General features: G+C 72.6%; 21 protein-coding genes. 12 read left to right on the forward strand and 9 right to left on the reverse strand.

The annotated features are described in order from the left end of the window. Nucleotides 1–174 precede the first annotated feature (174 nt). Nucleotides 175–1032 (forward strand): PHP domain-containing protein, encoded by an 858-nt coding sequence (locus tag IH50_RS0111530; protein ID WP_030860121.1) that lies wholly within the window; start codon nucleotides 175–177, stop codon nucleotides 1030–1032. Between the two features lie 70 nt (nucleotides 1033–1102). Next, on the forward strand, nucleotides 1103–1708 hold the full coding sequence (locus IH50_RS0111535; RefSeq protein WP_030860123.1) for a MarC family protein: 606 nt from the start codon (nucleotides 1103–1105) through the stop codon (nucleotides 1706–1708). 112 nt (nucleotides 1709–1820) lie between these two features. Here IH50_RS0111535 and IH50_RS40890 read toward each other — a convergent pair whose 3' ends face one another. Then, nucleotides 1821–1973 carry a hypothetical protein gene (locus tag IH50_RS40890; RefSeq protein WP_106979586.1) on the reverse strand — a complete coding sequence of 51 codons (153 nt, stop codon included), beginning with the start codon at nucleotides 1971–1973 and terminating at the stop codon, nucleotides 1821–1823. Nucleotides 1974–2203: 230 nt separating this feature from the next. Between IH50_RS40890 and IH50_RS0111545 the strand changes: the two genes are divergently transcribed. Continuing rightward, nucleotides 2204–3097, forward strand: a complete 894-nt coding sequence (locus IH50_RS0111545; protein ID WP_030860125.1) for an NYN domain-containing protein — start codon at nucleotides 2204–2206, stop codon at nucleotides 3095–3097. A 6-nt stretch (nucleotides 3098–3103) separates the two neighbouring features. Here the strand turns inward: IH50_RS0111545 and IH50_RS0111550 are convergent, their stop codons facing one another. Both IH50_RS0111550 and IH50_RS0111555 read right to left on the reverse strand, forming a co-directional pair. Next, nucleotides 3104–3964: an alpha/beta fold hydrolase gene (locus IH50_RS0111550; protein ID WP_030860127.1), complete on the reverse strand. Its 861-nt coding sequence runs from the start codon at nucleotides 3962–3964 to the stop codon at nucleotides 3104–3106. Nucleotides 3965–4059: 95 nt separating this feature from the next. Then, complete coding sequence (locus tag IH50_RS0111555) at nucleotides 4060–6495, reverse strand: DEAD/DEAH box helicase (protein WP_030860129.1); 2436 nt, start codon at nucleotides 6493–6495, stop codon at nucleotides 4060–4062. Between the two features lie 479 nt (nucleotides 6496–6974). Here IH50_RS0111555 and IH50_RS0111560 point away from each other — a divergent pair, with 479 nt between their 5' ends. Further along, nucleotides 6975–7730, forward strand: a complete 756-nt coding sequence (locus IH50_RS0111560; protein ID WP_030860131.1) for a ferritin-like domain-containing protein — start codon at nucleotides 6975–6977, stop codon at nucleotides 7728–7730. 314 nt (nucleotides 7731–8044) lie between these two features. Here IH50_RS0111560 and IH50_RS0111565 read toward each other — a convergent pair whose 3' ends face one another. The 4 genes from IH50_RS0111565 to IH50_RS0111580 all read right to left on the reverse strand — a co-directional run bounded on the left by IH50_RS0111565 (nucleotide 8045) and on the right by IH50_RS0111580 (nucleotide 9944). Continuing rightward, complete coding sequence (locus tag IH50_RS0111565) at nucleotides 8045–8314, reverse strand: hypothetical protein (RefSeq protein WP_030860132.1); 270 nt, start codon at nucleotides 8312–8314, stop codon at nucleotides 8045–8047. A 177-nt stretch (nucleotides 8315–8491) separates the two neighbouring features. Further along, complete coding sequence (locus IH50_RS0111570; RefSeq protein WP_019522837.1) at nucleotides 8492–8719, reverse strand: DUF3107 domain-containing protein; 228 nt, start codon at nucleotides 8717–8719, stop codon at nucleotides 8492–8494. Between the two features lie 153 nt (nucleotides 8720–8872). After that, the gene (locus IH50_RS0111575; protein WP_030860135.1) at nucleotides 8873–9517 is read right to left on the reverse strand and encodes a TetR/AcrR family transcriptional regulator; all 645 of its coding nucleotides are present in this window, start codon (nucleotides 9515–9517) and stop codon (nucleotides 8873–8875) included. Between the two features lie 199 nt (nucleotides 9518–9716). Further along, nucleotides 9717–9944 (reverse strand): hypothetical protein, encoded by a 228-nt coding sequence (locus tag IH50_RS0111580; protein ID WP_030860137.1) that lies wholly within the window; start codon nucleotides 9942–9944, stop codon nucleotides 9717–9719. 243 nt (nucleotides 9945–10187) lie between these two features. Here IH50_RS0111580 and IH50_RS0111585 point away from each other — a divergent pair, with 243 nt between their 5' ends. From IH50_RS0111585 to moeZ, 7 genes are all read left to right on the forward strand, one after another. Beyond that, complete coding sequence (locus IH50_RS0111585) at nucleotides 10188–11243, forward strand: alpha/beta fold hydrolase (RefSeq protein WP_030860139.1); 1056 nt, start codon at nucleotides 10188–10190, stop codon at nucleotides 11241–11243. An 8-nt stretch (nucleotides 11244–11251) separates the two neighbouring features. Then, nucleotides 11252–12856, forward strand: coding sequence for a DUF3152 domain-containing protein (locus IH50_RS0111590; RefSeq protein ID WP_030860142.1), 1605 nt, complete (start codon nucleotides 11252–11254; stop codon nucleotides 12854–12856). A gap of 172 nt (nucleotides 12857–13028) precedes the next feature. Then, entirely contained in the window at nucleotides 13029–14705 is a 1677-nt protein-coding gene (locus IH50_RS0111595) for a DUF3492 domain-containing protein (RefSeq protein WP_037872271.1), read from the forward strand. Beyond that, nucleotides 14702–15826 carry a hypothetical protein gene (locus IH50_RS0111600; RefSeq protein WP_037872273.1) on the forward strand — a complete coding sequence of 375 codons (1125 nt, stop codon included), beginning with the start codon at nucleotides 14702–14704 and terminating at the stop codon, nucleotides 15824–15826. Before IH50_RS0111595 ends, IH50_RS0111600 begins: the two co-directional genes overlap by 4 nt. 135 nt (nucleotides 15827–15961) lie before the next feature. Continuing rightward, nucleotides 15962–16975, forward strand: a complete 1014-nt coding sequence (locus IH50_RS0111605) for an NAD-dependent epimerase/dehydratase (RefSeq protein WP_030860148.1) — start codon at nucleotides 15962–15964, stop codon at nucleotides 16973–16975. Further along, the gene (locus IH50_RS0111610; RefSeq protein WP_030860150.1) at nucleotides 16963–17718 is read left to right on the forward strand and encodes a spherulation-specific family 4 protein; all 756 of its coding nucleotides are present in this window, start codon (nucleotides 16963–16965) and stop codon (nucleotides 17716–17718) included. Before IH50_RS0111605 ends, IH50_RS0111610 begins: the two co-directional genes overlap by 13 nt. A 63-nt stretch (nucleotides 17719–17781) precedes the next feature. Next, entirely contained in the window at nucleotides 17782–18960 is a 1179-nt protein-coding gene (moeZ, locus tag IH50_RS0111615; RefSeq protein ID WP_030860152.1) for an adenylyltransferase/sulfurtransferase MoeZ, read from the forward strand. Between the two features lie 69 nt (nucleotides 18961–19029). Here the strand turns inward: moeZ and IH50_RS0111620 are convergent, their stop codons facing one another. After that, complete coding sequence (locus IH50_RS0111620; protein ID WP_030860154.1) at nucleotides 19030–20580, reverse strand: alpha/beta hydrolase; 1551 nt, start codon at nucleotides 20578–20580, stop codon at nucleotides 19030–19032. A 70-nt stretch (nucleotides 20581–20650) separates the two neighbouring features. Then, nucleotides 20651–23326: a lysylphosphatidylglycerol synthase transmembrane domain-containing protein gene (locus IH50_RS0111625; protein ID WP_030860156.1), complete on the reverse strand. Its 2676-nt coding sequence runs from the start codon at nucleotides 23324–23326 to the stop codon at nucleotides 20651–20653. Nucleotides 23327–23511: 185 nt separating this feature from the next. Between IH50_RS0111625 and IH50_RS0111630 the strand changes: the two genes are divergently transcribed. Next, nucleotides 23512–23898, forward strand: a complete 387-nt coding sequence (locus IH50_RS0111630; protein WP_030860158.1) for an MGMT family protein — start codon at nucleotides 23512–23514, stop codon at nucleotides 23896–23898. Nucleotides 23899–24022 lie beyond the last annotated feature (124 nt).

The following is a 24022-nucleotide window of genomic DNA, read 5'->3' on the forward strand; positions in this document are numbered from 1 at the left end:
AGGTGCGGACGCCTGGAGGCGTGACACCTGGAGGTGCGGACGCCTGGAGGCATGGGCGCCGCACAGCGGGCTGGTAGGGGGCGCACAGCGGGTTCGGGTGTGACAGGGGACGTGTGAAAATCCGGTTATCCTGGAGCGTCCCCGTCCGTCCGTCACCGCTTGGAGTCATGCGTCGTGCGTATCGATCTGCACACCCACTCCACCGCGTCCGACGGTACGGACACGCCGGCCGAGCTGGTCCGCAAGGCGGCCGCCGCCGGTCTCGACGTCATCGCGCTGACCGACCATGACACCACCCGCGGGCACGCCGAGGCGCTCTCCGCGCTCCCGGCGGGACTCACCGTGGTCCCCGGAGCGGAACTCTCCTGCCGGCTCGACGGCGTCAGCATGCACATGCTGGCCTACCTCTTCGACCCCGAGGAGCCCGCGCTGCTCGCCGAGCGCGAGCTGGTCCGGGACGACCGGGTGCCGCGGGCCCAGGGCATGATCGCCAAGCTGAACGCGCTGGGCGTGCCGGTCACCTGGGAGCAGGTGGCGCGGATCGCCGGTGACGGCTCGGTGGGCCGTCCGCACGTGGCCAGCGCGCTCGTCGAGCTGGGCGTCGTACCCACCGTGAACGACGCGTTCACCCGGGAGTGGCTGGCCGACGGCGGCCGGGCCCACATGGAGAAGCACGAGACCGACCCCTTCGAGGCCCTGCGGCTGGTCAAGAACGCGGGCGGGGTCGCCGTCTTCGCGCACCCCGCCGCGAGCAAGCGGGGCAGGACCGTGCCGGAGTCCGCGATCGCCGAGCTGGCCGAGGCCGGCCTCGACGGCATCGAGGTCGACCACATGGACCACGACCCGGAGACCCGGGCGCGGCTGCGCGGCCTCGCGAAGGAACTGGGGCTCCTGGTGACCGGCTCCAGCGACTACCACGGCAGCCGGAAGACCTGCGTCCTCGGCGAGTTCATGACGGACCCCGAGGTGTACGGCGAGATCACGCGGCGCGCGACCGGGGCGTTCCCGGTGCCGGGGACCGGCGGAGTCTGAGGCTTCCCCTTTCCTCCCCGCACCTTTTCCTCCCCGCACCTTTTTTCACCTGTTCCCCAGCAAGGCTGTCATGCTCGACGTCGCCGTCTTCGGCTCTCTCTTCCTGACCCTTTTCGTCATCATGGATCCCCCTGGGATCACCCCGATCTTCCTCGCCCTGACCGCCGGCCGGCCGGCCACGATGCAGAAGCGGATGGCCTTCCAGGCCGTCTGTGTGGCCGGTGGTGTGATCACCGTGTTCGGGCTGCTCGGCCACCAGATCCTCGCCTACCTGCACGTGTCGGTGCCCGCGCTGATGATCGCGGGCGGGCTGCTGCTCCTGCTGATCGCGCTGGACCTGCTCACCGGCAAGACCGACGAGCCCAAGCAGACCAAGGACGTCAACGTCGCGCTGGTCCCGCTGGGCATGCCGCTGCTGGCGGGGCCGGGTGCGATCGTGTCGGTCATCCTCGCCGTGCAGAAGGCCGACGGCGTGGGCGGTCAGGTCTCGGTGTGGTCGGCGATCCTCGCCATCCACGTCGTGCTGTGGCTGGTGATGCGGTACTCGCTGCTGATCATCCGGGTCATCAAGGACGGCGGCGTGGTGCTGGTGACGCGCCTGGCCGGCATGATGCTCTCCGCGATCGCCGTGCAGCAGATCATCAACGGCGTCACCCAGGTGATCCGGGGCGGTTGAACCCGGCACCGGACGCACGGAGCCCCCGTACCGATGGCGGTACGGGGGCTCCATGGCGTACGTCCTCGGGGCGCCGGCCCGTGCGGCCGGTCGGTGTCCCGCGTGCTGCGCGTTATGAGGCCGGGGTGTCGGCCGGGCGGATCCACAGGCGCTGCCCGATGGCGGCGGCCTGCTGAACGATGCGGTTGACGGAGGCGGCGTCCACGACGGTGGTGTCCACGGGCGTGCCGTCGACGTCGTCGAGTCGCATGATTTCGAAGCGCAAGGGGCTTCTCCCTTCGTCTGGTCATCCTCCTGGAGGAGAACTACTCGGTGAGGCGGCGCACGGACCGGTCGGGGCCGTGTTCCATGACGGGTTCAACGAGATGCGTGAGGCAAACATTCCCTACGCTAAGGAAATTTTTCGATCGACTAAATACTGACCGGTAAGGGTTTCGAAGGAGACCGACCGGGACCGGTTGTGTTCGTAGCGTGACCACCGGGACAATGGAGATGATGAACGAAGACCTCGCGGCTCTGCACGCCCGTATCGACCGCACCAACGAGCTGCTCCATCGCATGCTCGCCGAGGTGGCGAAGACACCCTCGACCCATGCCATCTTCGTCGACGCGGGCTACCTGTACGCCGCCGCGGGGCGGCTCGTGGCCGGGACGGAGGACCGCCGGGCCTTCGACCTCGAAGCCGAGGGACTCATCGACGCGCTCATCGACCGCGCCCGCACCATCTTCGCGGACAGCAGGCTGCTGCGGGTCTACTGGTACGACGGGGCCAGGCGCCGCATCCACACCGCCGAGCAGCAGTCCATCGCCGAACTCCCGGACGTCAAGGTCCGCCTCGGCAACCTCAACGCCAACAACCAGCAGAAGGGCGTCGACTCCCTGATCCGCAGCGACCTGGAGTCACTGGCCCGGCACCGTGCCATCAGCGACGCGGCCCTGCTCGGCGGCGACGAGGACCTCGTCTCGGCGGTCGAGGCGGCCCAGGGGTACGGCGCCCGGGTCCACCTCTGGGGCATCGAGGCGCCCGAGGGCCGCAACCAGGCCGAGCCGCTGCTCTGGGAGGTCGACAGCCAGCGCACGCTCGACCTGGACTTCTTCAAGCCGTACGTCTCCCGGCGCACGGCGGCGGCGTACGAACCCGCGACGGGCCGGCCCGCCCGCGAGGACGTCCGGTTCGTCGGCGCGCAGATCGCCGCGAAGTGGCTGGCCGCGCGGGGCCGGGACACGCTGGTGGAACTGCTTCCCGGCCACCCCTACCTGCCCGGATCCGTCGACCAGGACCTGCTGGTGGAGGCGGAAGGGCTGCTGCAGTACTCCCTGCGGGGCCAGGCGGACCTGCGGCGCGCCCTGCGCGACGGCTTCTGGGACCACCTCCAGGCGCAGTACTGAGCGGCGCTAAGGGGTGGCCGTGAGCCCGTCCCAGAAGTCGGCGAGGGCGCGGGCGGTCGGTGCGGGACGGTCGGCGGCGGGTGAGTGCTCGGCCCCGTCGACGACGGTGCGGTGCGCCCCGAGGCGGAGGGCCATCGCGTCGAGGTCCGGCACCGGCCAGGTGTCGTCGCGCGCCCCCGACAGGACGTGGAACGGCAGCGGGACGGCGGCCAGTTCCGCGACCCGGTCCGGCTCCGTGCACAACTGCCTTCCTGTGGCCAGGAGTTGCGCGGGGCTGGTACCCAGCCAGCGGCGCCGCGGGTGCTCCGGACCGCCGGGCCCGCGCGCCGGACCGCCCACCTCCTCGGGCGGGCCCATGGCCAGGATCGCCTCCCAGCACTCCGCCATCGACATCACCGCGAGCGCGTCCCGCAGCAGCTTCACGCGCTGCTCCTGGGAGACGGAGATCCGCGCGGGGCCGGAGGAGACGAGCGTGAGCGAGCGGAAGGGGGAGTGGTCGAGGAGGACGGCGGCACGGGCGATCTGGCCGCCGAGCGAGTGCCCGACGAGGTGCACGGGCGCACCGACCGCGTCCGCCTGCGCGAGGACGTCCCGCGCCAACTCCTCCTGCGCGTAAGCGGATTCGTCGTCCGCGGGCCCGTCCGACTCGTACTGGCCCCGCCCGTCCACGGCGACGGTGCGGTAGCCGCGCGCGGCGAGCGGTTCGTGCACCAGGGTGAAGTCCTCCTTGCTGCCGGTGCATCCGGGCAGCAGCAACGCGACCCCCCGCGCCGTGACGCCGGCGGCCGGCGGCACGTCCACGACGGCGAACTCCCCGCGTGAGGTACGGAGTCGGCGGGTGCGGGCGGAGGGGGAGTGGCTGGTCACGGGGTGAGGGTAGCGGGTGGCGGACACGCCGACGGCCCGGCCCCACGGGTGGGGACCGGGCCGTCGGCGCGTCGCGCGTCAGCTTTCCGTGCGCATCAGCTTTCCGTGGACTCCGCGGCGGCTGCCGTCTTGCGGGTCCGCCGGACCTTGGGCTTCGCCTCGTCCGCGGCCTGCGCCGGGATCTCGGCGACCTTGCGGGTGCGACGCCGAGGCGTGGCCTCGGTGTCCTCGGCGACGGCTTCGGCCTTCTTGGCCGCGGCCTTCCGCGTACGGCGCGGCTTGGCCTCCGCCGCCTCGTCCTCCGGAACCGCCTGCGCCGGAATCCCGGTGGCGACGGCCGGCTCCGGCGCGGCGACCTTACGGGTCCGACGACGCGGCTTGGTTTCGGCCGCCTCGGCCGGCTCGGTGTTGCCTTCGGCGGTGTCGACGGCGGCTTCGGCCTTCTTGGCCGCGGTCTTGCGCGTACGGCGCGGCTTGGTCTCCGTCGTCTCGGCCGGCTCGGTGTTGCCTTCGGCGGTGTCGACTGCGGCTTCGGCCTTCTTGGCCGCGGTCTTGCGGGTGCGGCGCGGCTTGGCCTCTTCGACCGGCTCGGTGCCGCCCTCGACCGCGTCGACGGCGGTCTCGGCCTTCTTGGCCGCCGTCTTGCGCGTACGGCGCGGCTTGGTTTCGGCCGCCTCGGCCGGCTCGGTGTTGCCTTCGGCGGTGTCGACGGCGGTCTCGGCCTTCTTGGCCGCCGTCTTGCGCGTACGGCGCGGCTTGGTCTCCGTCGCCTCGACCGGCTCGATGGTCGCCTCCGCCGTGTCCACCGCCGCGGTCTCCGCAGTCTTGCGGGTGCGGCGGCGGCGCGGTTCGGCGGCCGGAGCCTCGGGCTCCGCGACGACCGGGGTCTCCGCGACGGCCGGGGTCTCCGCGACGACCGGGATCGCCTCGGCCGCCGGGGTCTCCTCGGCCACCGGGGTGACGACGGCCGTCACCGTGTCCGCCGCGCCTCGGCGCGTCCGGCGGCGGCGCGGCTTCGCGGGAGCCGTGTCGGCCTCCGCCGCCGTGCCCTCCGCCGTGTCGACGGCGGACTCCGCCGCCTCCACCACGGTCGCCGCTCCGTCCGTGACCCCGCCGCGCGTACGGCGACGGCGGCGCGGGGTACGGGCGGCCGTGCCGGCCTCCGCCTCGCCGGCGCCTTCGGCGGCCGGGCCCACGGGCTGCCGCGCGGCCTCGTCCAGCACCGCACCGCCCCGCGTACGGCGGCGGCGTCGCGGTGTACGGGTCGAGGTCTCGCGCTCGGCGGGACGGGAGCCGTCGCGCCCGTCCCGGCCACCGCGCCCGCGCGGTGCACGCCCGCCCGGCTCGCCCAGGTCCTCCAGCTCCTCCGCGTCCAGCCCGGCGCGCGTACGCTCCGAGCGCGGCAGGATGCCCTTGGTGCCCTCGGGGATGCCGAGGTCCGAGAACAGGTGCGGGGAGGTGGAGTACGTCTCCACCGGGTCGCCGAAGCCCAGGTCCAGCGCCTTGTTGATCAGCTGCCAGCGCGGGATGTCGTCCCAGTCGACCAGCGTGATCGCCGTACCCTTCGCCCCCGCGCGGCCGGTGCGGCCGATGCGGTGCAGATACGTCTTCTCGTCCTCGGGGGACTGGTAGTTGATGACGTGCGTCACGCCCTCGACGTCGATGCCGCGGGCGGCGACGTCGGTGCAGACGAGCACGTCCACCTTGCCGTTGCGGAACGCGCGCAGCGCCTGCTCACGGGCGCCCTGGCCGAGGTCGCCGTGGACCGCGCCGGAGGCGAAGCCGCGCTGCTTGAGCTGGTCGGCGAGGTCGGCGGCGGTGCGCTTGGTACGGCAGAAGACCATGGCCAGGCCCCGGCCGTCGGCCTGCAGTATCCGCGCGACCATCTCGGGCTTGTCCATGTTGTGCGCGCGGTAGACGAACTGCGTGGTGTTCGCGACCGTCGCACCCTCGTCGTCGGGGGACGTGGCGTTGATGTGCGTCGGCTGCGACATGTAACGCCGGGCCAGACCGATCACCGCGCCCGGCATGGTGGCCGAGAACAGCATGGTCTGGCGCCTGGCCGGAAGGAAGTTGATGATCTTCTCGACGTCGGGCAGGAAGCCCAGGTCGAGCATCTCGTCGGCCTCGTCGAGGACGAGGGCCTTCACGTGCTTGAGGTCGAGCTTCTTCTGCCCGGCGAGGTCGAGCAGCCGGCCCGGGGTGCCGACGACCACGTCGACGCCCTTCTTCAGCGCCTCGACCTGCGGCTCGTAGGCCCGGCCGCCGTAGATCGCGGTGACGCGCACATTGCGCACCTTGCCGGCGGTGAGCAGATCGTTGGTGACCTGCGTGCACAGCTCGCGGGTGGGGACGACGACCAGCGCCTGCGGCGCGTCGGTGAGGTCCTCGGGCTTCGCGCGGCCGGCCTCGACATCCGCGGGGACGGTGACGCGCTCGAGGAGCGGAAGGCCGAAGCCGAGCGTCTTTCCGGTGCCGGTCTTGGCCTGGCCGATGACGTCCGTGCCCGACAGGGCCACGGGGAGCGTCATCTCCTGGATGGGGAAGGCGGTGATGATGCCGACGGCCTCCAGGGCCTCGGCGGTCTCGGGGAGGATCCCGAGCTCTCGGAACGTCGTAGTCAGGGTGCTGCCTCTTCTGTGTGCGCGGTGCGAGGCGAGCGCGGGGGTCGTGTCGGGACCGTGCCGGGGACGACGGCCGCCTTACGGGCGGGCCGTAGGACACGGGACCACTGCCGACGCTCGAGCGCTCGTACCGCTGAGGGTCCCCCTCCGGAATCCGCACGCAGTGTGGCGTACGGCAAGGAGGGCTGTCGGGTCGGAGCCGATCGGGCCTCCGACCGGGCATCCTCATACATGCGGCCTGTCGAGTACGTCAGAGTGCTCAGCAGGCGCATTACCACCATACCCCGGATTCGCGCACACGCCATGGCCGATTTGGTCACGTAGTCGTCGTCACACTGATCGAGCGGGGCCTTCCGGGGTGCGGCAAGCGGGCTATTGTGCGCTTCATGACGAGCTCTGACAAGCCTGACAACGCCGCGGACACCCCCGACACCTCCGCCGGACCCACCGGCATCGCCGCCATGGACTGGGCGGCCGCCTCCGCCGACCCCCAGTACCGGGCCGCCGTCGTGGATCTGCTCGGCGCGCTCGCGTACGGCGAGCTGGCGGCGTTCGAGCGGCTCGCGGAGGACGCCAAGCTGGCGCCCACGCTGGCGGACAAGGCGGAGCTGGCGAAGATGGCGTCGGCCGAGTTCCACCACTTCGAGCGGCTGCGCGACCGGCTCGCCGGGATCGGCGAGGAGCCGACGCTCGCGATGGAGCCGTTCGTCGCCGCGTACGACGGTTTCCACAAGCAGACGGCGCCCTCCGACTGGCTGGAGGGGCTGGTCAAGGCGTACGTCGGCGACTCCATCGCCAGCGACTTCTACCGCGAGGTCGCGGCCCGCCTGGACTCCGACACCCGCGCCCTGGTGCTGGCCGTGCTCGACGACACCGGCCACGGCGGCTTCGCCGTCGAGAAGGTGCGCGCGGCGATCGACGCGGACCCGCGCGTGGGCGGACGGCTCGCGCTGTGGGCGCGGCGGCTGATGGGCGAGGCGCTGTCGCAGTCCCAGCGGGTGGTCGCCGACCGGGACGCGCTGTCGACCATGCTCGTGGGCGGCGTCGCGGACGGCTTCGACCTCGCCGAGGTCGGCAGGATGTTCTCCCGCATCACCGAGGCACACACCAAGCGCATGGCGGCCCTGGGCCTGGCAGCGTAGGCCGGGGCATGGAGGGGCGCGGGGCTGTGTCGACATGCGGCTCCGCCGCGTGGGCGCGAAGGGGGTCTGGGGGCGAAGCCCCCAGGGACGGGAAGGGAAGGGGCGGCGGGGGCGAGAAAACGTCCAGCCACCCGGTCGACACGGGACGCGGAACCGCGAAGACGCTCCCGCGGCACCACGGTCAAGCCGGGCAAGTTCCGGTGTCGTGCACCGCGGTGCCAGGGCTCGCGAGCCAGGTAAGGGCTGAACGACGCTCCGGGGCGCCGCACGCCGCACCCGGCCGCTTCACCCCCGGCGCCGCCAACGGCGACCGCTCACGCGGTCGCCGAGCGACGACGCAGTCTTCCCGCCGGCCGCAGCAGCAGCGACAGGGACGCCACGGACACGATCACCGCGCCGAGCAGAACCGTCACCATGTTCCCGGCGTCCAGCGCGGTGTGGATGAGGAAGGCACCGAACAGCGCCCCGGCCACGCCGGTCGGCAGGACCAGGGCGCGGGCGGGCAGACGATGCGGCAGACGGCGGGCGGCCACCCACGCCAGAGCCAGGCCGAGGATCGCGGAGCTGAGCGCTTCCAAGAGCATGTCGGGGTCCCTCCCACATGGCCGGCCTGCTCACATCGGTCGTAGCCCGGTCTACCCCTGACCTGCGAAATCCAATCCTCCCTGTGAAGGATCTGTGCGCCGTTCGTGCACATGCGAAGGGCCCGGCGGTCTCGCACCGCCGGGCCCTTCGCACGACCACTCGACTGCCGGTCGCGCCTACAGCGCGCCGAAGCCCACCTTGCGCGGGGCCGGCTCGCCGATCTCGACGTAGGCGAGACGGTCGGCCGGAACCAGGATCTTGCGGCCGTGCTCGTCCACGAGGCTCAGCAGCTGCGACTTCCCGGCCAGCGCCTCGGCCACCACGCGCTCGACCTCCTCGGCGCTCTGACCGCTCTCCAGAACGATCTCGCGGGGCGCGTGCTGCACGCCGATCTTGACCTCCACGGCTATGTCCCTCCGACGGTCAGTGAAGTGCGCGACCTTCCGCGCCGTACCAGCACACATTAGCCCGGTGAGGGGACGTACACGCTGCGCCCGGCAACGCCAGAAGCGAACAGCCGGCGGGAACAAACGGCCGCCGGCGCCCGCCCGCCTTCCTCAGTGGTGCTGTTCGCTGCCGTGCAGCGGGAATCCCGCGATGCCCCGCCAGGCCAGCGAGGCCAGCAGTTGCACCGCCTGGTCACGCGGCACGCTGCGGTCGCTGTGCAGCCAGGACCGCGCCACCACCTGGGCGAGACCGCCGAGCCCCGAGGCGAGCAGCATCGACTCCGCCCGCGACAGCCCGGTGTCCTCGGCGATCACGTCGCAGATCGCCTCCGCGCACTCGTTGGTCACCTTGTCGACGCGCTCGCGCACGGCGGGCTCGTTCGTCAGGTCCGACTCGAAGACCAGGCGGAAGGCACCGCCGTCGTCCTCGACGTACGTGAAGTAGGCGTCCATGGTCGCCCGCACGCGCTGCTTGTTGTCCGACGTCGACGCCAGCGCGTGGCGCACCGACTGGATCAAAGCCTCGCAGTGCTGGTCCAGCAGGGCGAGATACAGATCGAGCTTGCCCGGGAAGTGCTGGTAGAGCACCGGCTTGCTGACGCCCGCGCGCTCGGCGATGTCGTCCATCGCGGCCGCGTGGTAGCCCTGCGCGACGAAGACCTCCTGGGCGGCGCCCAGCAGCTGGTTCCGTCGGGCACGGCGTGGCAGGCGTGTACCCCTCGGGCGTACCGCGTCTGTCTGCTCGATGGCTGTCACGCCGCCTCCCATTGTCGTCCACGTGCGGTGTGAGCCGCGCCGCCATCGTACTTTTCGGTAACCGTGGTGTGCGCGGTGAGAGCGCAGAATTTCACGGACCGGACGGCGGTGAAAGCCATACGGACGGTTTCAAAAGCTGTCAGAGCGGGCAAGAAGTCTCCTCCTCACTGCTCGACGACGGCCCTCGTCGGCGTGCTCGTCACCGGTAGTCGTCCTCGTCGAGGGAGACGATCCTGGCCTGTTCCACCAGGTCCGCCTCACTGGCGCGGTCGGGATCGATGCCGGTCATCGGGTCGTCGCGGTCCGGCTTCACCTCCGCGTGCTGCTCGGCCGCGTCGACCTCGGGCGCCTCGACGTCGAACTCCTCGTCCTCACGGGCGTCCTCGTCCTCCACGAACGTCTCGGGGTCGGTCGGATCTACCGCCATGCCGGGCTCCCTTCCTGCGAACATCTGCTGCGAACGCCCCCGGGACTGCGGGAGCGGTATGCGGGTGCCCTCCCTACGAGCCTAGGAGACACCCGATCCGGACGCTATGCGATCCGCGACCGGGGTGTGACAGGGAGCGCACGACGGATCCCGCGCCTTGCGCCGGTGCGGAACCCGTCCTCCGTGACAGCTTGTGACGGCGAACACATGAGCCAGTGCGTGATCGTCTCGTAACATTGCCGCATGTCTTCGACCGAGCTGCCCTCCGTGCCGCCCGCAAACGTGCTTCCCGAGGTGGCGGCGGTCAGGGTCGCGGAGGGCGAGCGGCTCAGGTCGGTGGAGTTGCCCGGGATCACCCTGTCGGTACGGTCCCGGCCGCCCGCGCGGGAGGGGCTGCCCCCCGCTCTCCACGTCCACGGACTCGGCGGTTCCTCGCTGAACTGGTCGGCGCTCATGCCGCTGCTGGAGGACGTCGTCGACAGCGAGGCCGTCGACCTGCCGGGTTTCGGCGACTCCCCGCCCCCGGACGACGGCGACTACTCCCTCACCGCGCACGCACGCGCGGTGATCCGTTATCTCGACGCGACCGGCCGCGGCCCGGTGCACCTCTTCGGCAACTCGCTCGGCGGCGCGGTCGCGACCCGTGTCGCCGCCGTACGCCCCGACCTCGTCCGCACCCTCACGCTCGTGTCACCGGCCCTGCCGGAACTGCGGGTGCAGCGCACCGCCGTCCCCACGGGACTGCTGGCGGTGCCCGGCATCGCACCGCTGTTCACCCGGCTCACCCGCGAGTGGACGGCGGAGCAGCGCGTCCGGGGCGTACTGCGGCTCTGCTACGGGGACCCCGCGCGGGTGTCGCCGGAGGGGTTCCGCGACGCCGTGCAGGAGATGGAGCGGCGGCTGCGGCTGCCGTACTTCTGGGACGCGATGGCGCGCTCCGCGCGGGGGCTCGTCAACGCGTACACGCTGGGCGGCCAGCACGGGCTGTGGCGCCAGGCCGAGCGGGTGCTCGCGCCGACCCTGCTCGTCTACGGCGGCCGGGACCAGCTCGTCGGCTTCCGCATGGCCCAGCGGTCGGCGCGCGCCTTCCGGGACTGCCGGCTGGTGACGATCCCGGAGGCGGGGCACGTCGCGATGATGGAATATCCGGAGACGGTGGCCCTCGCCTTCCGCGAACTCCTCGCGGATACAACGGATTCGGCGGATCAGGGGGATACTGGTGAGCCGGGCGCGCAGGGTGCTCCGGGTCAACCCGCCGACACCGGTGGGGAGACCACCGTCGAGAACATGAGGGGCTGAGGCGCGACGTGGGACGCCACAGCCGCCGTGGACCCGCCCCGAAGGGCGACGCCGCGGACAGGAACGCCGTACGGGAAGGCCGTTCGGCACCGGGCGATCCGTCGGGATCCGGGCAGGCGGGCAGACCGTGGCAGGCGAACGGCCCGGCCCCGCGCCGGACGCCCGCACCCGCACCGCGGCAGGGACCGGCCCAGGGATACGGGACTCCGCCGGCGTACGGGACACCGGGACACGGGACACCGGCCGGCGGAACGCCGCGTTTCCCGGACGGTACGCCCGCGCACGGTGTTCCGCGTTTCCCGGATGGTACGCCCGCACATGGTGTCCCGAGCCTGCCGGACGGATGGCTCCCGGGCGGTGCGCCCGCGCAGGGCGGTGTCCCGCACCTGCCGGACGGAACGCCGGCGCACGGCTTTCCCCGGCTGCCCGACGGGACCCCCGCCCACGGCGTCCCGCAGGCCCGTGGCGGGCATCCGGAGCAGCGGGAGTCCGGGGGCGGCTGGGGGTCGCCGGACGGTCGTACGGCGCCCGGGCCCGGGCCCGGGCCCGGGCCCGGTTACGGCAGGCCGGCGGAGCCGGGCACGCCCCTCCCGCGGCAGCGGCAGGCGCCTCCCGGAGGGCCGCGCCAGGACTACCTCGACGCCTTCGGCGAGGCCACCGACCGCTTCTCCCCGCGCACGCCCGCGCCTCGCCCCGCGGATCCCTACGCCGCCGTCACCGACTGGAGCGCGGCCCCGTCCGCCGGCGCCCCCGCCGCTCCCGATGACGACGACGCGCCGCCGACCGGGCGGCCCGCGCCGGCCAAGGGAGGCAAGGGGCGGACGTTCACCGGGATCGCGGCCGCCGCCGTCACGACCGTGCTGGCCGTCGTCGTGGCCGGCCAGGTCGCCGACGAACGCGACAGCACCGGCGGCGTACAGTCGCAGGCCACCGGCGAGCAGGCGCGTGACGTCCGGGATTCCGCCTCGCGCGGGGACGACCGGGAGACGCCCTCCGCGCCCAGCGCCGAACCGCTGACGTACGAGCAGAAGATGGCCAGGAAGTACCCGCTGAGCGCCGCGCGCGGAGGCACGGGGAAGTTCGACGCGGTCCCCGGCGTCGACAAGGCTCCGGGCAAGGGGGAGAAGGTCACCTACCGCGTCGACGTGGAGCAGGGACTCGGCCTCGACGGCGAACTCTTCGCCGAGGCGGTCCAGAAGACGCTCAACGACGACCGCAGCTGGGCGCACAACGGCGCACGCACCTTCGAGCGCGTCCACTCCGGCGAGGCCGATTTCGTGATCACCCTCGCCGGTCCCGACACGACCGCGGACTGGTGCGCCAAGTCCGGTCTGGACACCACCGTGGACAACGTCTCCTGCGACTCGGCGGCCACCCCGCGCGTGATGATCAACGCGGACCGCTGGGCGCAGGGCGCGGACACCTACGGCGACGAGATCCACGCCTACCGCCAGATGCTGATCAACCACGAGGTCGGCCACCGCCTGGGCTTCAACCACGTCACCTGTGACAAGGACGGCGACCTGGCCCCGGTCATGCAGCAGCAGACCAAGTTCCTCGACCACGACGGAATCAGCTGCCGCCCGAACGCATGGCCGTACCCGAAGAGCTGACCCCCTAGCGGGGCGAAACGCGCCCCGCGCGGGAAGGTTACGCCCGTTCACCCCTTTTGGTGGCGTGATGGACAACCGTCCATCACGCCACCTCCTTGTCCGCATACGTTCGTCCCGCTGCGAGCCGCCGGACCAACGGCGGCTCCCCACACGGGAGATCGGGGGTGCACACGTGCGCATCGGACTGCTTACGGAGGGTGGTTATCCGTACGTGGGCGGTGAGGGCGGACTCTGGTGCGACCGCTTGGTACGCGGACTCGACCGGCACGAGTTCGACGTCTACGCGTTCAGCGGCAGTGAGGCCCAGGAGGACGCGGGCTGGGTCCCGCTGCCGCCCCAGGTCGGCCGGGTCCGCACCGCACCGCTGTGGGCGGCCGAGGACGACGGGGTGGTGTACGGCCGCCGCGCACGCCGGCGCTTCTCGGAGCACTACGGCGAACTGGCCGCCGCCCTCTGCGCCGCGACGGACCCCGCCGCCCCCGGCCCGGAGCCCGCGACACCCGAGGCGGACCGTTTCGCCACCGCGCTCCGGGGCCTCGCCGAACTCGCCCGCGACGAAGGCGGCCTGGTGGCCGCGCTCCGCTCCGAGACGGCCGTACGCGCCCTGGAGCGCGCCTGTCGTGCGCCCGGCGCCCTGCGTACGGCGCGGGAGGCCCGCGTACCCGATCTGCTGGCCGTCGCCGCACACCTGGAGCGCGCTCTGCGCCCCCTCTCGCTCGACTGGTACGAGGAGGACGGGCTGGGCGCGGTGGACCTGTGCCACGCCGCCGCCGGCGGAGCGGCGGCCCTTCCCGGCCTGCTCGCCCACCACTTCTTCGGCGTCCCCTTTCTCGTCACCGAGTACGGCGTACGCCTGCGGACGCACTACCTCACCCGCCCCGACGCCCCACCCGCGGTCCGCTCCCTGCTCGCCGCCTTCCACGGCAGGCTCGCCGCCGAGACCTACCGCCGGGCCGCGTTCATCACACCGGGCAACACGCACGCCCGCCGTTGGCAGGAGCGCTGCGGCGCCGACCGGGCGAAGCTCCGCACGGTGTACCCCGGCATGGACGCCGCGCCCTTCGCGGAGGCGGGGGAGTCCCCGGAGAGCGCGGACCCGCACACCGTCGTCTGGGTCGGCCGGGTGGAGCCCGCCAAGGACCTGGTCTCGCTGCTGCACGCCTTCGCGGAGATCCGCAAGGAGGAACCGAGGACCCGGCTGCGGATCATCGGCGGTCCGGCGGACCCGGAGGGCGCCGCCTACCTCGGCCACTGCGAGGCACTGGCCGCGCAGCTCTTCCCGGACGAGGCCGAGGGCCCGCACTCCGTGGGCACCAACCCGGTGTCCTTCGAGCGGATCGGCGGCCCGGAGCTGCCCACCCCCGCCGCCGCGTACGCCTCGGGCGCCGTGACCGTCCTGTCCAGCGTCGTCGAGGGCTTCCCGGCCGGCCTCGTCGAGGCGATGCTCTGCGGGCGCGCGACGGTCTCCACGGACGTCGGCGCGGTCGTGGAGGCCATCGGCGGCACCGGTCTCGTCGTACCACCGCGCAATCCGCGGGCGCTCGCCGAGGCGTGCGTCTCCCTGCTGCGCGACCCCGAGCGCCGCGCACGCCTCGGCGCCGCCGCGCGCGCCCGCGCACTCGAACTGTTCACCGTCGACCAGAACATCTCCGCCTTCCACGGCATCTACCTGGAGATCGTCGCGAGCACACCGGTCCGCCGGCCCCTCCTCGACGGCACCGGCGACCTCCTGCCCTTCGCCACCCCCGCCGAGGCCCACGTCCCCGGCCACTGGACCGACCACGCCCCCCGCGCCGTCCCCACCTGGGCCGCGGACACCCCGGTACCCGCGACGGAGACAGCCCGATGACCGACCTCGGCGAACTGAACCGCAGCACTCCGCCCGGCGCGGCCGACCCGGTCAAGACGCTGCTGCACCGCCACCGCGACCTGTGCGAGCAGGCGGTGGACCCCCTGGAGATCGCGGCGGGCCTGGAGGCCCACGGCATCACCGACCGGACCGCCGCCCGCTTCCGCCACCGTGACGTCTTCTCCCTCGCGGAGGAGCTCTACGCCCGGGTCCCCCGCGACGACGCACCGCCCCGGCCCGCCCCGGCCGCCACGACCGGGGGGCCACGCGCCGGCTGGGCCGTCCTCACCCTGCTCCCCGGCGCCCTGTGCGTGGCGACGGTGACCGCCCTGCGCCTCACCCACGGCCAGACCCGCCTCTACGCGGCGGCCACCGGCATCCTGGCCGTCGCCCTCGCCCTGCGCGCGGCACTGCGCCGGGGCCCCCTGAGCACCCGGTCCGACATCCCGCCCCGCTCCACCACGACGTCCTGGACCTGCTGGCTCCTCGGCTACGCCCTCCTGGGCGACGGCCTGCTCGACGCGGCGGTCACCGGCGGCCCCGACGGTCTGCCCGACGGCACGGCGGAGGGCGACTGGCCGCTCACCGTCGCCCCGGTCGTGGCGCTCGCCCTGTCCTGCGCGCCCGCCGCCTGGACGGCCCACCTCCTCGCCGCCCGGGCCCGCCGCAGGCTGGCGTCGAGCCGTGGCCTGGAGGACTTCTCGGCCTCGGTACGCCCCGCGCTCATCGGCGTGTTCACCCTGTTCCTGGGCGCGGTGGCCGTTCTGCTCACGGCGACGGCCGAGCTCCTCGACGAGCCGCTCGCCCTGCCCCCGACGCTCGCCCTGGGCGGCCTCCTCTTCCTGGCCCGCCTCCTCACGATCCACGGCTTCGCCCACGCGCCGAAGGTGATCCTCACGGTCACGGCGACCGCCCAGGCGACGGCCCTGGCCACGCTCTTCGCGGCCCGGCTCCCCGGCTGCGACGCCCTGGCCACCCCGGTCCAGACCCTGACCGCGGCCTGGGGCCCCGCCGCCCTCCCCACCCTCACCTGCGGAACGGCGGCACTGGCCCTGCTGATCCACGCCTCCCGCACACTCGCCCGAGCCTCGGCGCACATCGGCCCGGAGCCGCGACAGTGACGTCGCGCGCGCCGACGCGGCCCCGCCCCGCCCACCGGCCGCGGACACCCGCGCCGCGGCACCCACGCACCCGCACCCGCACCCGCACCTGAAGGAGACCCACATGACCATCCCGGACGCCGAAGGAGTCGCCCGATGAGAGTCCTCCTGATCGGAGCCAACGGCTACATCGGCCGCTTCGTGGCCGACCGCCTCCTCGCCGACCCCGCCGTCCAGCTCACCGCCCTCGGCCGCGGCGACGACGCCGACGTCCGCTTCGACCTCGCCACCGGCAGCCCCGGCGCCCTCACCCGCTTCCTCGACGCCGTCCACCCCGGCGTGATCGTCAACTGCGCCGGTACCACGAGAGGCGGCGCCCGCGAACTCACCCGGCACAACACCGTCGCCGTGGCCACCGTCTGCGAGGCCCTCCGCCGCAGCGGCTGCGGCGCACGGCTCGTACAGATCGGCTGCGGCTCGGAGTACGGCCCCAGCCAGCCCGGCTCGTCCACGGCGGAGGACGCCGTCCCCCGCCCCGGCGGCCCCTACGGCGTCAGCAAACTCGCCGCCACCGAGCTGGTCCTCGGCTCCGGCCTGGACGCCGTGGTCCTCCGGGTCTTCTCACCCGTCGGCCCCGGCACCCCCGCCGGCTCCCCCCTCGGCCGTCTCGCCGAGGCGATGCGCCGCGCCATGCAGTCCGGCGACAACGAGCTGAAGCTCGGCGGTCTCGGCGTACAGCGGGACTTCGTCGACGTCCGCGACGTGGCCCGCGCCGTCCACGCCGCCTCCCTCTCCGCCGCGCAGGGCGTCATCAACATCGGTTCGGGCCGTGCCGTCCGCCTCCGCGACGCCGCCGGAGTCCTCGCCAGGGTGGCCGGCTACGGCGGCGCCCTCAACGAACTGGACACCCCTCCGGGCCTGCACCCACCGCACGTACCCCACCTCACCCACACACCCCACCCCACCACCCCCATCCGCACCACGATCGGCCATCCCCGCCCCGACCCCGACCACCCCACCACCCCCGTCGCCTTCCCGTACCCCGACGGCTGCGGCAGCTGGCAGCAGGCCGACGTCCGTACCGCCCGCGACCGCCTCGGCTGGCGCCCCCGGATCAACCTCGAGGAGTCCCTCGCCGACATCTGGATGGAGGCGGCGTGTCGCATCTGACCAGCGTCAAAGCCGGCACGGCGAGCACCGGCGTCCGCACCGGCTTCGGCGTCCCCGGCCTCGCACACCCCCTCGTCGCCCCGACCGAGTGGAGCGAACTCACCCGCCCGGGCATCCCTCTGCACTGGGTCGTCCTCGACGTGGCCGACGGCCCCGGCACCCGGCCCGACCCGCGGTGCCTGGAAGCGGCCGGCCGCCTCCGCAACGGCGGTGTCCGCGTCCTCGGCCATCTCGACACCGCGTACGGCCTCCGTCCGTTCGGCGAGGTGCTCTCGGACGCCCACCGCTTCATCGACTGGTACCAGGTCGACGGCTTCCTGCTGGACCGCTGTCCCGCCGGCCGGGCCGCACTCCCCGGGGTCCGACGCACGATCACCACGCTCCGGGCGCTCCACGACGCCCACATCGTCCTCGGCCACGGCACCCACCCGTACCCGGGATACGCCGAACACGCCGACCAGCTGATCACCTTCTCCGGACCGTGGAACGACTACCGCTGGTCGCAGGTGGCGGAGTGGACCGCCGACCACCCGCCCGAACGCTTCTGCCACGTCGTGCACGGAGTGCCCCGCCCGCACCTGGACGAGGCCCTGCGCATCGCCCGCTGGCAGGGCGCCGCGACGATCTACTTCACGGACCACACCCATGACGCGGATCACCGTGCTCGCACTGCCTCCTGGGAGCCCCTGCCCGGCTACTGGGACGACATCGTCTCGCGTATCGGAACGGGTGTCTCGGAATGAAAAAGGCCATGGCACTGTTAAGCGAAGAACAACCGTAGTGATCGACCGACCAACGGAGTCCCCGTGTCGCTGCCACCCCTGGTCGAGCCGGCCCCCGAGCTCACCGTAGACGAGGTCCGCAGGTACTCCCGCCACCTGATCATCCCCGACGTGGGCATGGACGGGCAGAAGCGGCTGAAGAACGCCAAGGTGCTGTGTGTGGGCGCCGGTGGCCTGGGCTCGCCGGCGCTGATGTACCTGGCCGCCGCGGGCGTGGGCACGCTCGGCATCGTGGAGTTCGACGAGGTCGACGAGTCGAACCTGCAGCGCCAGATCATCCACAGCCAGGCCGACATCGGCCGTCCCAAGGCCGAGTCCGCGCGTGACTCGGTCAAGGGCATCAACCCCTACGTGAACGTCGTCCTGCACGAAGAGCGGCTCGAGGCCGACAACGTGATGGACATCTTCAGCCAGTACGACCTGATCGTCGACGGCACGGACAACTTCGCGACCCGCTACCTGGTCAACGACGCCTGCGTGCTGCTGAACAAGCCGTACGTGTGGGGTTCGATCTACCGCTTCGACGGCCAGGCGTCGGTGTTCTGGTCGGAGCACGGCCCCTGCTACCGCTGCCTCTACCCGGAGCCCCCGCCCCCCGGCATGGTCCCCTCCTGCGCCGAGGGCGGCGTCCTGGGCGTGCTCTGCGCGTCCGTCGGCTCCATCCAGGTCAACGAGGCGATCAAGCTGCTGGCCGGCATCGGTGAGCCGCTGGTCGGCCGGCTGATGATCTACGACGCCCTGGAGATGCAGTACCGCCAGGTCAAGGTCCGCAAGGACCCGAACTGCGCGGTCTGCGGCGAGAACCCGACCGTCACCGAGCTCATCGACTACGAGGCCTTCTGCGGCGTCGTGTCCGAGGAGGCCCAGGCGGCGGCGGCCGACTCCACGATCACTCCCAAGCAGCTCAAGGAGTGGATCGACGACGGCGAGAACATCGAGCTCATCGACGTCCGCGAGCCGAACGAGTTCGAGATCGTGTCCATCCCGGGCGCCCGCCTGATCCCCAAGAACGAGTTCCTCATGGGCAACGCCCTGGAGGGTCTGCCGCAGGACAAGAAGATCGTCTTGAACTGCAAGACGGGTGTCCGCAGTGCGGAAGTCCTCGCCGTCCTGAAGTCCGCGGGCTTCGCCGACGCCGTCCACGTGGGCGGCGGCGTGATCGGCTGGGTCAACCAGATCGAACCGGAGAAGCCGGTCTACTGACCGGCTCCGGCACGCACACGAGCCGACGGGGGCTCCGGGCACCACGAGTGCGCGGAGCCCCCGTCGTCGTCAAGAGCAGGTCTTGCCGTCCTCGGGCACCGCGCCGTCCAGGAGATAGCGGTGCACCGTGTCCTGCACACACGCGTTGCCGCTGTTGTAGGCCCCGTGCCCCTGCCCCTTGTACGTCAGCTCCACCCCCACGCCCGCACCGAGCGCCCGCGCCATCCTGCGCGCCCCCTCGTACGGGGTGGCCGGGTCGCCGGTGTTGCCGATCACCAGGATCGGAGCCGCGCCGGGGGCGTGGACATCCGGATGCTCGGCGGCTCCGGGCACCGCCCAGTCGGCGCAGCCGGTCATCCCCCACGCCAGGTACTCCCCGAACAGCGGGGACGCGGCCCGGAACGCGGGCAGTCGGCGCTCCACGTCCTCAGGGGTGTAGCGGGGTCTGTCGTCGGCGCAGTTGATGGCCACGTTGGCCGGGACGAGGTTGCTGTACTCGCCGTTCTCGCCGCGCCCGTTCATCGAGTCGGAGAGCACCATCAGGATCGTCCCGTCACCGTCGTACGCCCGCTCGAGGCCGTCGGTGAGGAACTTCCAGAAGTCCTCGGAGTACAGGGCCTGCACGATCCCGTTGGTCGCGGCGGTCTGGGTCAGTTCGCGCGGGAAGACGCCGGGGAGGGGCGTGCGGTCGAGGTCCTTCAGCAGGGTGGCGATGCGGTCCTTCACGTCCTGCGCGCTGTCGCCGACGGGGCACTCCTCGGCCTTCGAGACGCAGTCCTCGGCGTAGTTGTCGAGCGCGAGCTGGAATCCCCGGGCCTGTCCCAGCGAGCCCTGTTCCGCGTTCTCCGTGGGGTCGACGACCGCGTCGAACACCGCGCGGCCCACCTTCTCCGGGAACAGGTGGGCGTAGACGCCGCCGAGTTCGGTGCCGTAGGAGACGCCGAAGTAGTGCAGCCGGTCGTCGCCGAGGACCTGGCGCATCAGATCCAGGTCGCGGGCGGCGTCCGTGGTGCGCACATGCGGCAGCACCCGCGCGGAGTTCTTCTCGCAGGCCGCGTTGAACTCCTCGGTGCCGTCTAGGAGCTCCGTACGCTCGGCGGCGTCGTCGGGGGTGGCGTCCTGCTGGAGGTACGCGTCGAGCCGCCGGTCGTCCAGGCAGGTCACGGGCGCGCTGCGGCCGACCCCGCGGGGATCGAAGCTCACCAGGTCGTAGCGGGTGCGCAGGGTCGCGTAGTCCTCGCCGAACGCGGGCAGGGTGGTGACGCCCGAGCCGCCCGGGCCGCCGAAGTTGAAGATCAGCGAGCCGATGCGTTCGCTCGCCGGGCCGCTCGCCCTGGCCCGGATCAGCGCGATGCCGATGGTGTCGCCCGCGGGGTCGTCCCAGTCCAGCGGCGCCTTCATGGTGGCGCAGCTCCATTCGCCCCGGCCGCCGGGCAGGGGCGACGGGGCGGGGCCCCCGCCCTGCTCCTGGGACGGAGCCGGGCAGTCCTTCCAGTCGAGCCGCTGTCCTGTCAGGTCCTCGGCCTGGTCGTCGCCCTCACCGCAGCCGGCCAGCAGCGCGGACAGCAGCACGGCGCAGACGGCCGGGACGGCGGCACGCGGGCGGAAGGGTCGGGGCATGATCCCATCCTGCCGCCGTCCGGAGCGGGACGCGCGGGGCACGGGCCGTACGGGGGTAAGGGACCCTCGCTCACAAGGCCGCCTTGCGGGTGAGGTGGTTGAAGGCCAGCCAGCCCGGCAGCACCGGCAGCCAGAGCGTCAGGAGCCGGAAGAGCAGCACCGCCGGCGCGGCGACCTCCTTGGGGAGCCCGACCGCGATGAGACCGACCGTGAGGGTCGCCTCGACGGCGCCGACACCGCCCGGCGTCGGGGCCGCCGACCCCAGGGCGTTGCCGGCGAGGAAGACGACGGCGACGCTGGCGATGCTGACCGAGGTCGTCTCGTCGCCGAACGCCCGGATCGAGGCGTCCAGGCACATCACGAAGCAGGCCGTCAGCAGCAGCATGCCGCCGATGCCGGTGACCAGTTTCTGCGGCCGCTGCAGCACGTCGAGCATGCGCGGCACGACCCCCGCGAAGAGCGACCGCACGCGCGTGACGACGAATTTCCGCAGGAACGGCACCGAGGTCACCACGAGCACCAGCACCGCCACCGTCAGCAGACCCCCGATCACCGTGCGGGACGGCGAGAGGGAGGGCGTCTTCTCGGTTCCGGTGAGATAACCGAAGGCCAGCAGCATCAGGATGTGGCAGCCGAGCCCGAAGAGCTGCGACGCGCCGACGCTCGCCACCGCGAGCCCCGGCCGTACCCCCGCGCGCTGGAGGAACCGCGTGTTCAGGGCGACGCCGCCCACCGCGGCCGGGGCGACGATCTTCACGAACGACCCGGCGACCTGTGCCGCCACGGTCCGTACGAACGGCACCCGTTCGGGTACGAACCCGAGGAGGGCCATGGCGGCCGCGACGTAACTGGCCGCCGAGAACAGCACCGCCGCGGCCACCCAGCCCCACTCCGCGTTCTCGACCAGCGGGCCGAACTCGATGTGGGTGAGCTGCGTCAGCAGGAAGTACGCGCCGATCGCACCGGCGATGAAACTGATCAGGGTCCGCGGCCGGACCCGCTCCAGGCGGGCCGGTTCCACCGGGGCCTGCGGCCTGATCCGCAGCACCTCGTGCCGGATCTGGGTGAGCAGGTCCTCCTCGCGCGCCTCCTCCATGGCCTCGTCCACGGCCCGCTTCTCGGCCCGCTGCTCCGCGCGTACGGCCTTCTTGTCGGGCTTGTCGAGCACGACCTGGTGGGCGCCGTGCTCCGCGCGGGCCGGCTTGGACTGCCGGTAGGCCTCCAGGACCGCCTCACGTTCGCGTTCCGCCCGCTCCCGGGCCAGCTGCCGCAGGGTCCCGCGTGTGGAGCGGCTCAGCGCGATGGGCTGGAGCATCGGCAGACAGTCCGCCACGGTGTCGGGGCCGAGGACGCTCAGCGCGGAGGCCACCGCGCGTTCGGCGCCCACCCTGAGACCCAGGGTCACCAGTAGCTGGGAGGTGTCCATGCGCAGCAGCAGATCACCGGCCGCGATCTCGCCGCCGCGCAGATCGGTGAGGATCACCGTGCCGGAACGATCCACCAGGATGGCGTCGCCCACCAGCCTGCGGTGCGCGATACGACGGGACTGCAGGGCCCGTACCTGGTGCCAGGTGTCGCGCAGCAGGTCGTCGGTGATCTCCTCGTCCGGCAGCGAGTCGAGGGTGCGTCCGCCGCTGTGCTCGTAGACGAGCATCACCGCGTCGGGGCCGAGCTCGGAGGTCGCGATCAGCTTGGGGGCGTTGGCGCCGGCCGCGATGGCCGCGTAGGCCAGCAGCGCCTCCTGCTCCAGTGCCTGGCGCAGCGACTGCAGGCTGCTGCGGGTGGCGAAGCCGCGCAGGGCCAGATTGCGCCACGCGCGGTAGAAGAACCCCTGCGCCTGCTGCTCACGGTCGACCACCGTGACGTCCAGCGGCGGGCCGTCCTCCAGGGTGACGAAGTACCGCCGTCCCCGGTCCCCGGCCTCGGAGGCGTCGCCGGACTCCACCCGGGACGCGGTCACGGGGCGGAAGCCGACGGTGCGCAGGCCCGCCATCAGGGTGCGGCCGGTGGGGCGCACATTGGGCGAGCCGACCGCGTAGAGGGTGCCGTAGGCGACGGTCCAGCCGATCAGGACCGTCAGGATGATCGAGAACGGTGTGGTGTACCCGGTGACGAGCATCGAGAAGGCGTCGAGGAGCAGTACCACCCACAGCACCGCGCGCCACCGGGGTCTGCGGGACATCCCGACGGCCGTCATGTACGCGATCACCGGGGCGAGATAGCCGTGCACCGGGTCGGTCAGGGCGTGGATGTCGCCGGGGGAGGGCTGGGTGAGCGCCTCCTGGATCGAGTCCGGAGCGGCACGCGCGACCCACAGGTCGGTGGCGAGTGTCACACCGTGCGCGAGGACGGCGGCGAGCACGCCGTCGGCGATCCGCAGTCCGTCCCGTTTGATCAGCCGCTCGATGGCGAAGGCCACCGGCACCAGGAGGATCGCGATGCTGGAGGCCAGGCCCGCGATCTTGATGAGCAGGTCGGGCGCCTGTCCGGTGCCCTTGTTGATGTCCTGTTCCAGGCCCGAGGTGGTGCCGTGGGCGAACGCGGCGACCGCCAGCAGCACCACGACGGCGAGCACGCCCGCCAGGAGCCGCATGAGGTCGGACGGGCGGTGCACCCGCGCGGGGAGCAGCGGTTCGTCGCCCTCCACCTCGTCGATGTGCGCCGCCCCGGGGGCCGCGGTGTCCGGGTGCGACGAGGCGTCAGGGGTGCCCTCCGTGTCCCCGGGGTGCGCGCCCTGCTGCTTCATCGTCTCTTCTCGGTCTTGTATCACCAGTCACCGCCCGCACGATGGTGGCATGCCGTACCGGCACAAGGGGGCATCAGGGTCGGAACGCGGGCCGCACAGTCTGCCCGAAGTGCCGCTCCGGGGCGAGCCGCGCGTACGCGCGCGAGCGCGTCACGTTGTCGGTGGGGTGGGGCAGGATGGGCCGGATGAGCCAGGAGAGCCTTCCGTCCGACGGCGGCCCGGAGCACCCGGACGCCCTGCCCGAGTACGCCGAGCGGGTCCTCGAGGTGACCGAGCTGATCCCGTCGGGGCGTGTCATGACGTACGGGGACGTGGCCGAGTGGCTGGGGGAGGGCGGACCCCGGCAGGTCGGGCGTGTGATGGCCCTGTACGGAGGAGCGGTGCCGTGGTGGCGTGTCGTCCGCGCGGACGGCGTGCTGCTGCCGGGCCACGAACTGAGGGCCCTGGGCCACTACCGCGCGGAGGGCACGCCCCTGAAGGAGGCGGGCCGGGCCGCGGAGGGCCATGTGCCGCGCCTCGACATGGGGCGCGCGCGGTGGGACGGCGGCGGGTACACCGAAGGTCACACCTGACAGCTTCCGCCCTCGCGCACGCCGTCGTGTGACCTTTGACCCCTTGAGGTGATATGGGGCACATGCGTGGCATGGCGTACGTTCGTGAGACGAGGGACACCTGTGGCCGGAGTGCCCGGAGGGA

The sequence above is a fragment of the Streptomyces sp. NRRL S-37 genome (assembly GCF_000721605.1).
Taxonomy (GTDB): domain Bacteria; phylum Actinomycetota; class Actinomycetes; order Streptomycetales; family Streptomycetaceae; genus Streptomyces.

Excerpts from the sequence above, each read along its gene's own strand:
- IH50_RS0111535 (WP_030860123.1), top strand. The coding sequence starts at position 1,103 with ATGCTCGACGTCGCCGTCTTCGGCTCTCTCTTCCTGACCCTTTTCGTC.
- IH50_RS0111545 (WP_030860125.1), top strand. The coding sequence starts at position 2,204 with ATGAACGAAGACCTCGCGGCTCTGCACGCCCGTATCGACCGCACCAAC.
- IH50_RS0111555 (WP_030860129.1), bottom strand. The coding sequence starts at position 6,495 with ATGACGCTCCCCGTGGCCCTGTCGGGCACGGACGTCATCGGCCAGGCC.
- IH50_RS0111560 (WP_030860131.1), top strand. The coding sequence starts at position 6,975 with ATGACGAGCTCTGACAAGCCTGACAACGCCGCGGACACCCCCGACACC.
- IH50_RS0111565 (WP_030860132.1), bottom strand. The coding sequence starts at position 8,314 with ATGCTCTTGGAAGCGCTCAGCTCCGCGATCCTCGGCCTGGCTCTGGCG.
- IH50_RS0111580 (WP_030860137.1), bottom strand. The coding sequence starts at position 9,944 with ATGGCGGTAGATCCGACCGACCCCGAGACGTTCGTGGAGGACGAGGAC.
- IH50_RS0111585 (WP_030860139.1), top strand. The coding sequence starts at position 10,188 with ATGTCTTCGACCGAGCTGCCCTCCGTGCCGCCCGCAAACGTGCTTCCC.
- IH50_RS0111600 (WP_037872273.1), top strand. The coding sequence starts at position 14,702 with ATGACCGACCTCGGCGAACTGAACCGCAGCACTCCGCCCGGCGCGGCC.
- IH50_RS0111605 (WP_030860148.1), top strand. The coding sequence starts at position 15,962 with ATGAGAGTCCTCCTGATCGGAGCCAACGGCTACATCGGCCGCTTCGTG.
- IH50_RS0111620 (WP_030860154.1), bottom strand. The coding sequence starts at position 20,580 with ATGCCCCGACCCTTCCGCCCGCGTGCCGCCGTCCCGGCCGTCTGCGCC.
- IH50_RS0111625 (WP_030860156.1), bottom strand. The coding sequence starts at position 23,326 with ATGAAGCAGCAGGGCGCGCACCCCGGGGACACGGAGGGCACCCCTGAC.
- IH50_RS0111630 (WP_030860158.1), top strand. The coding sequence starts at position 23,512 with ATGAGCCAGGAGAGCCTTCCGTCCGACGGCGGCCCGGAGCACCCGGAC.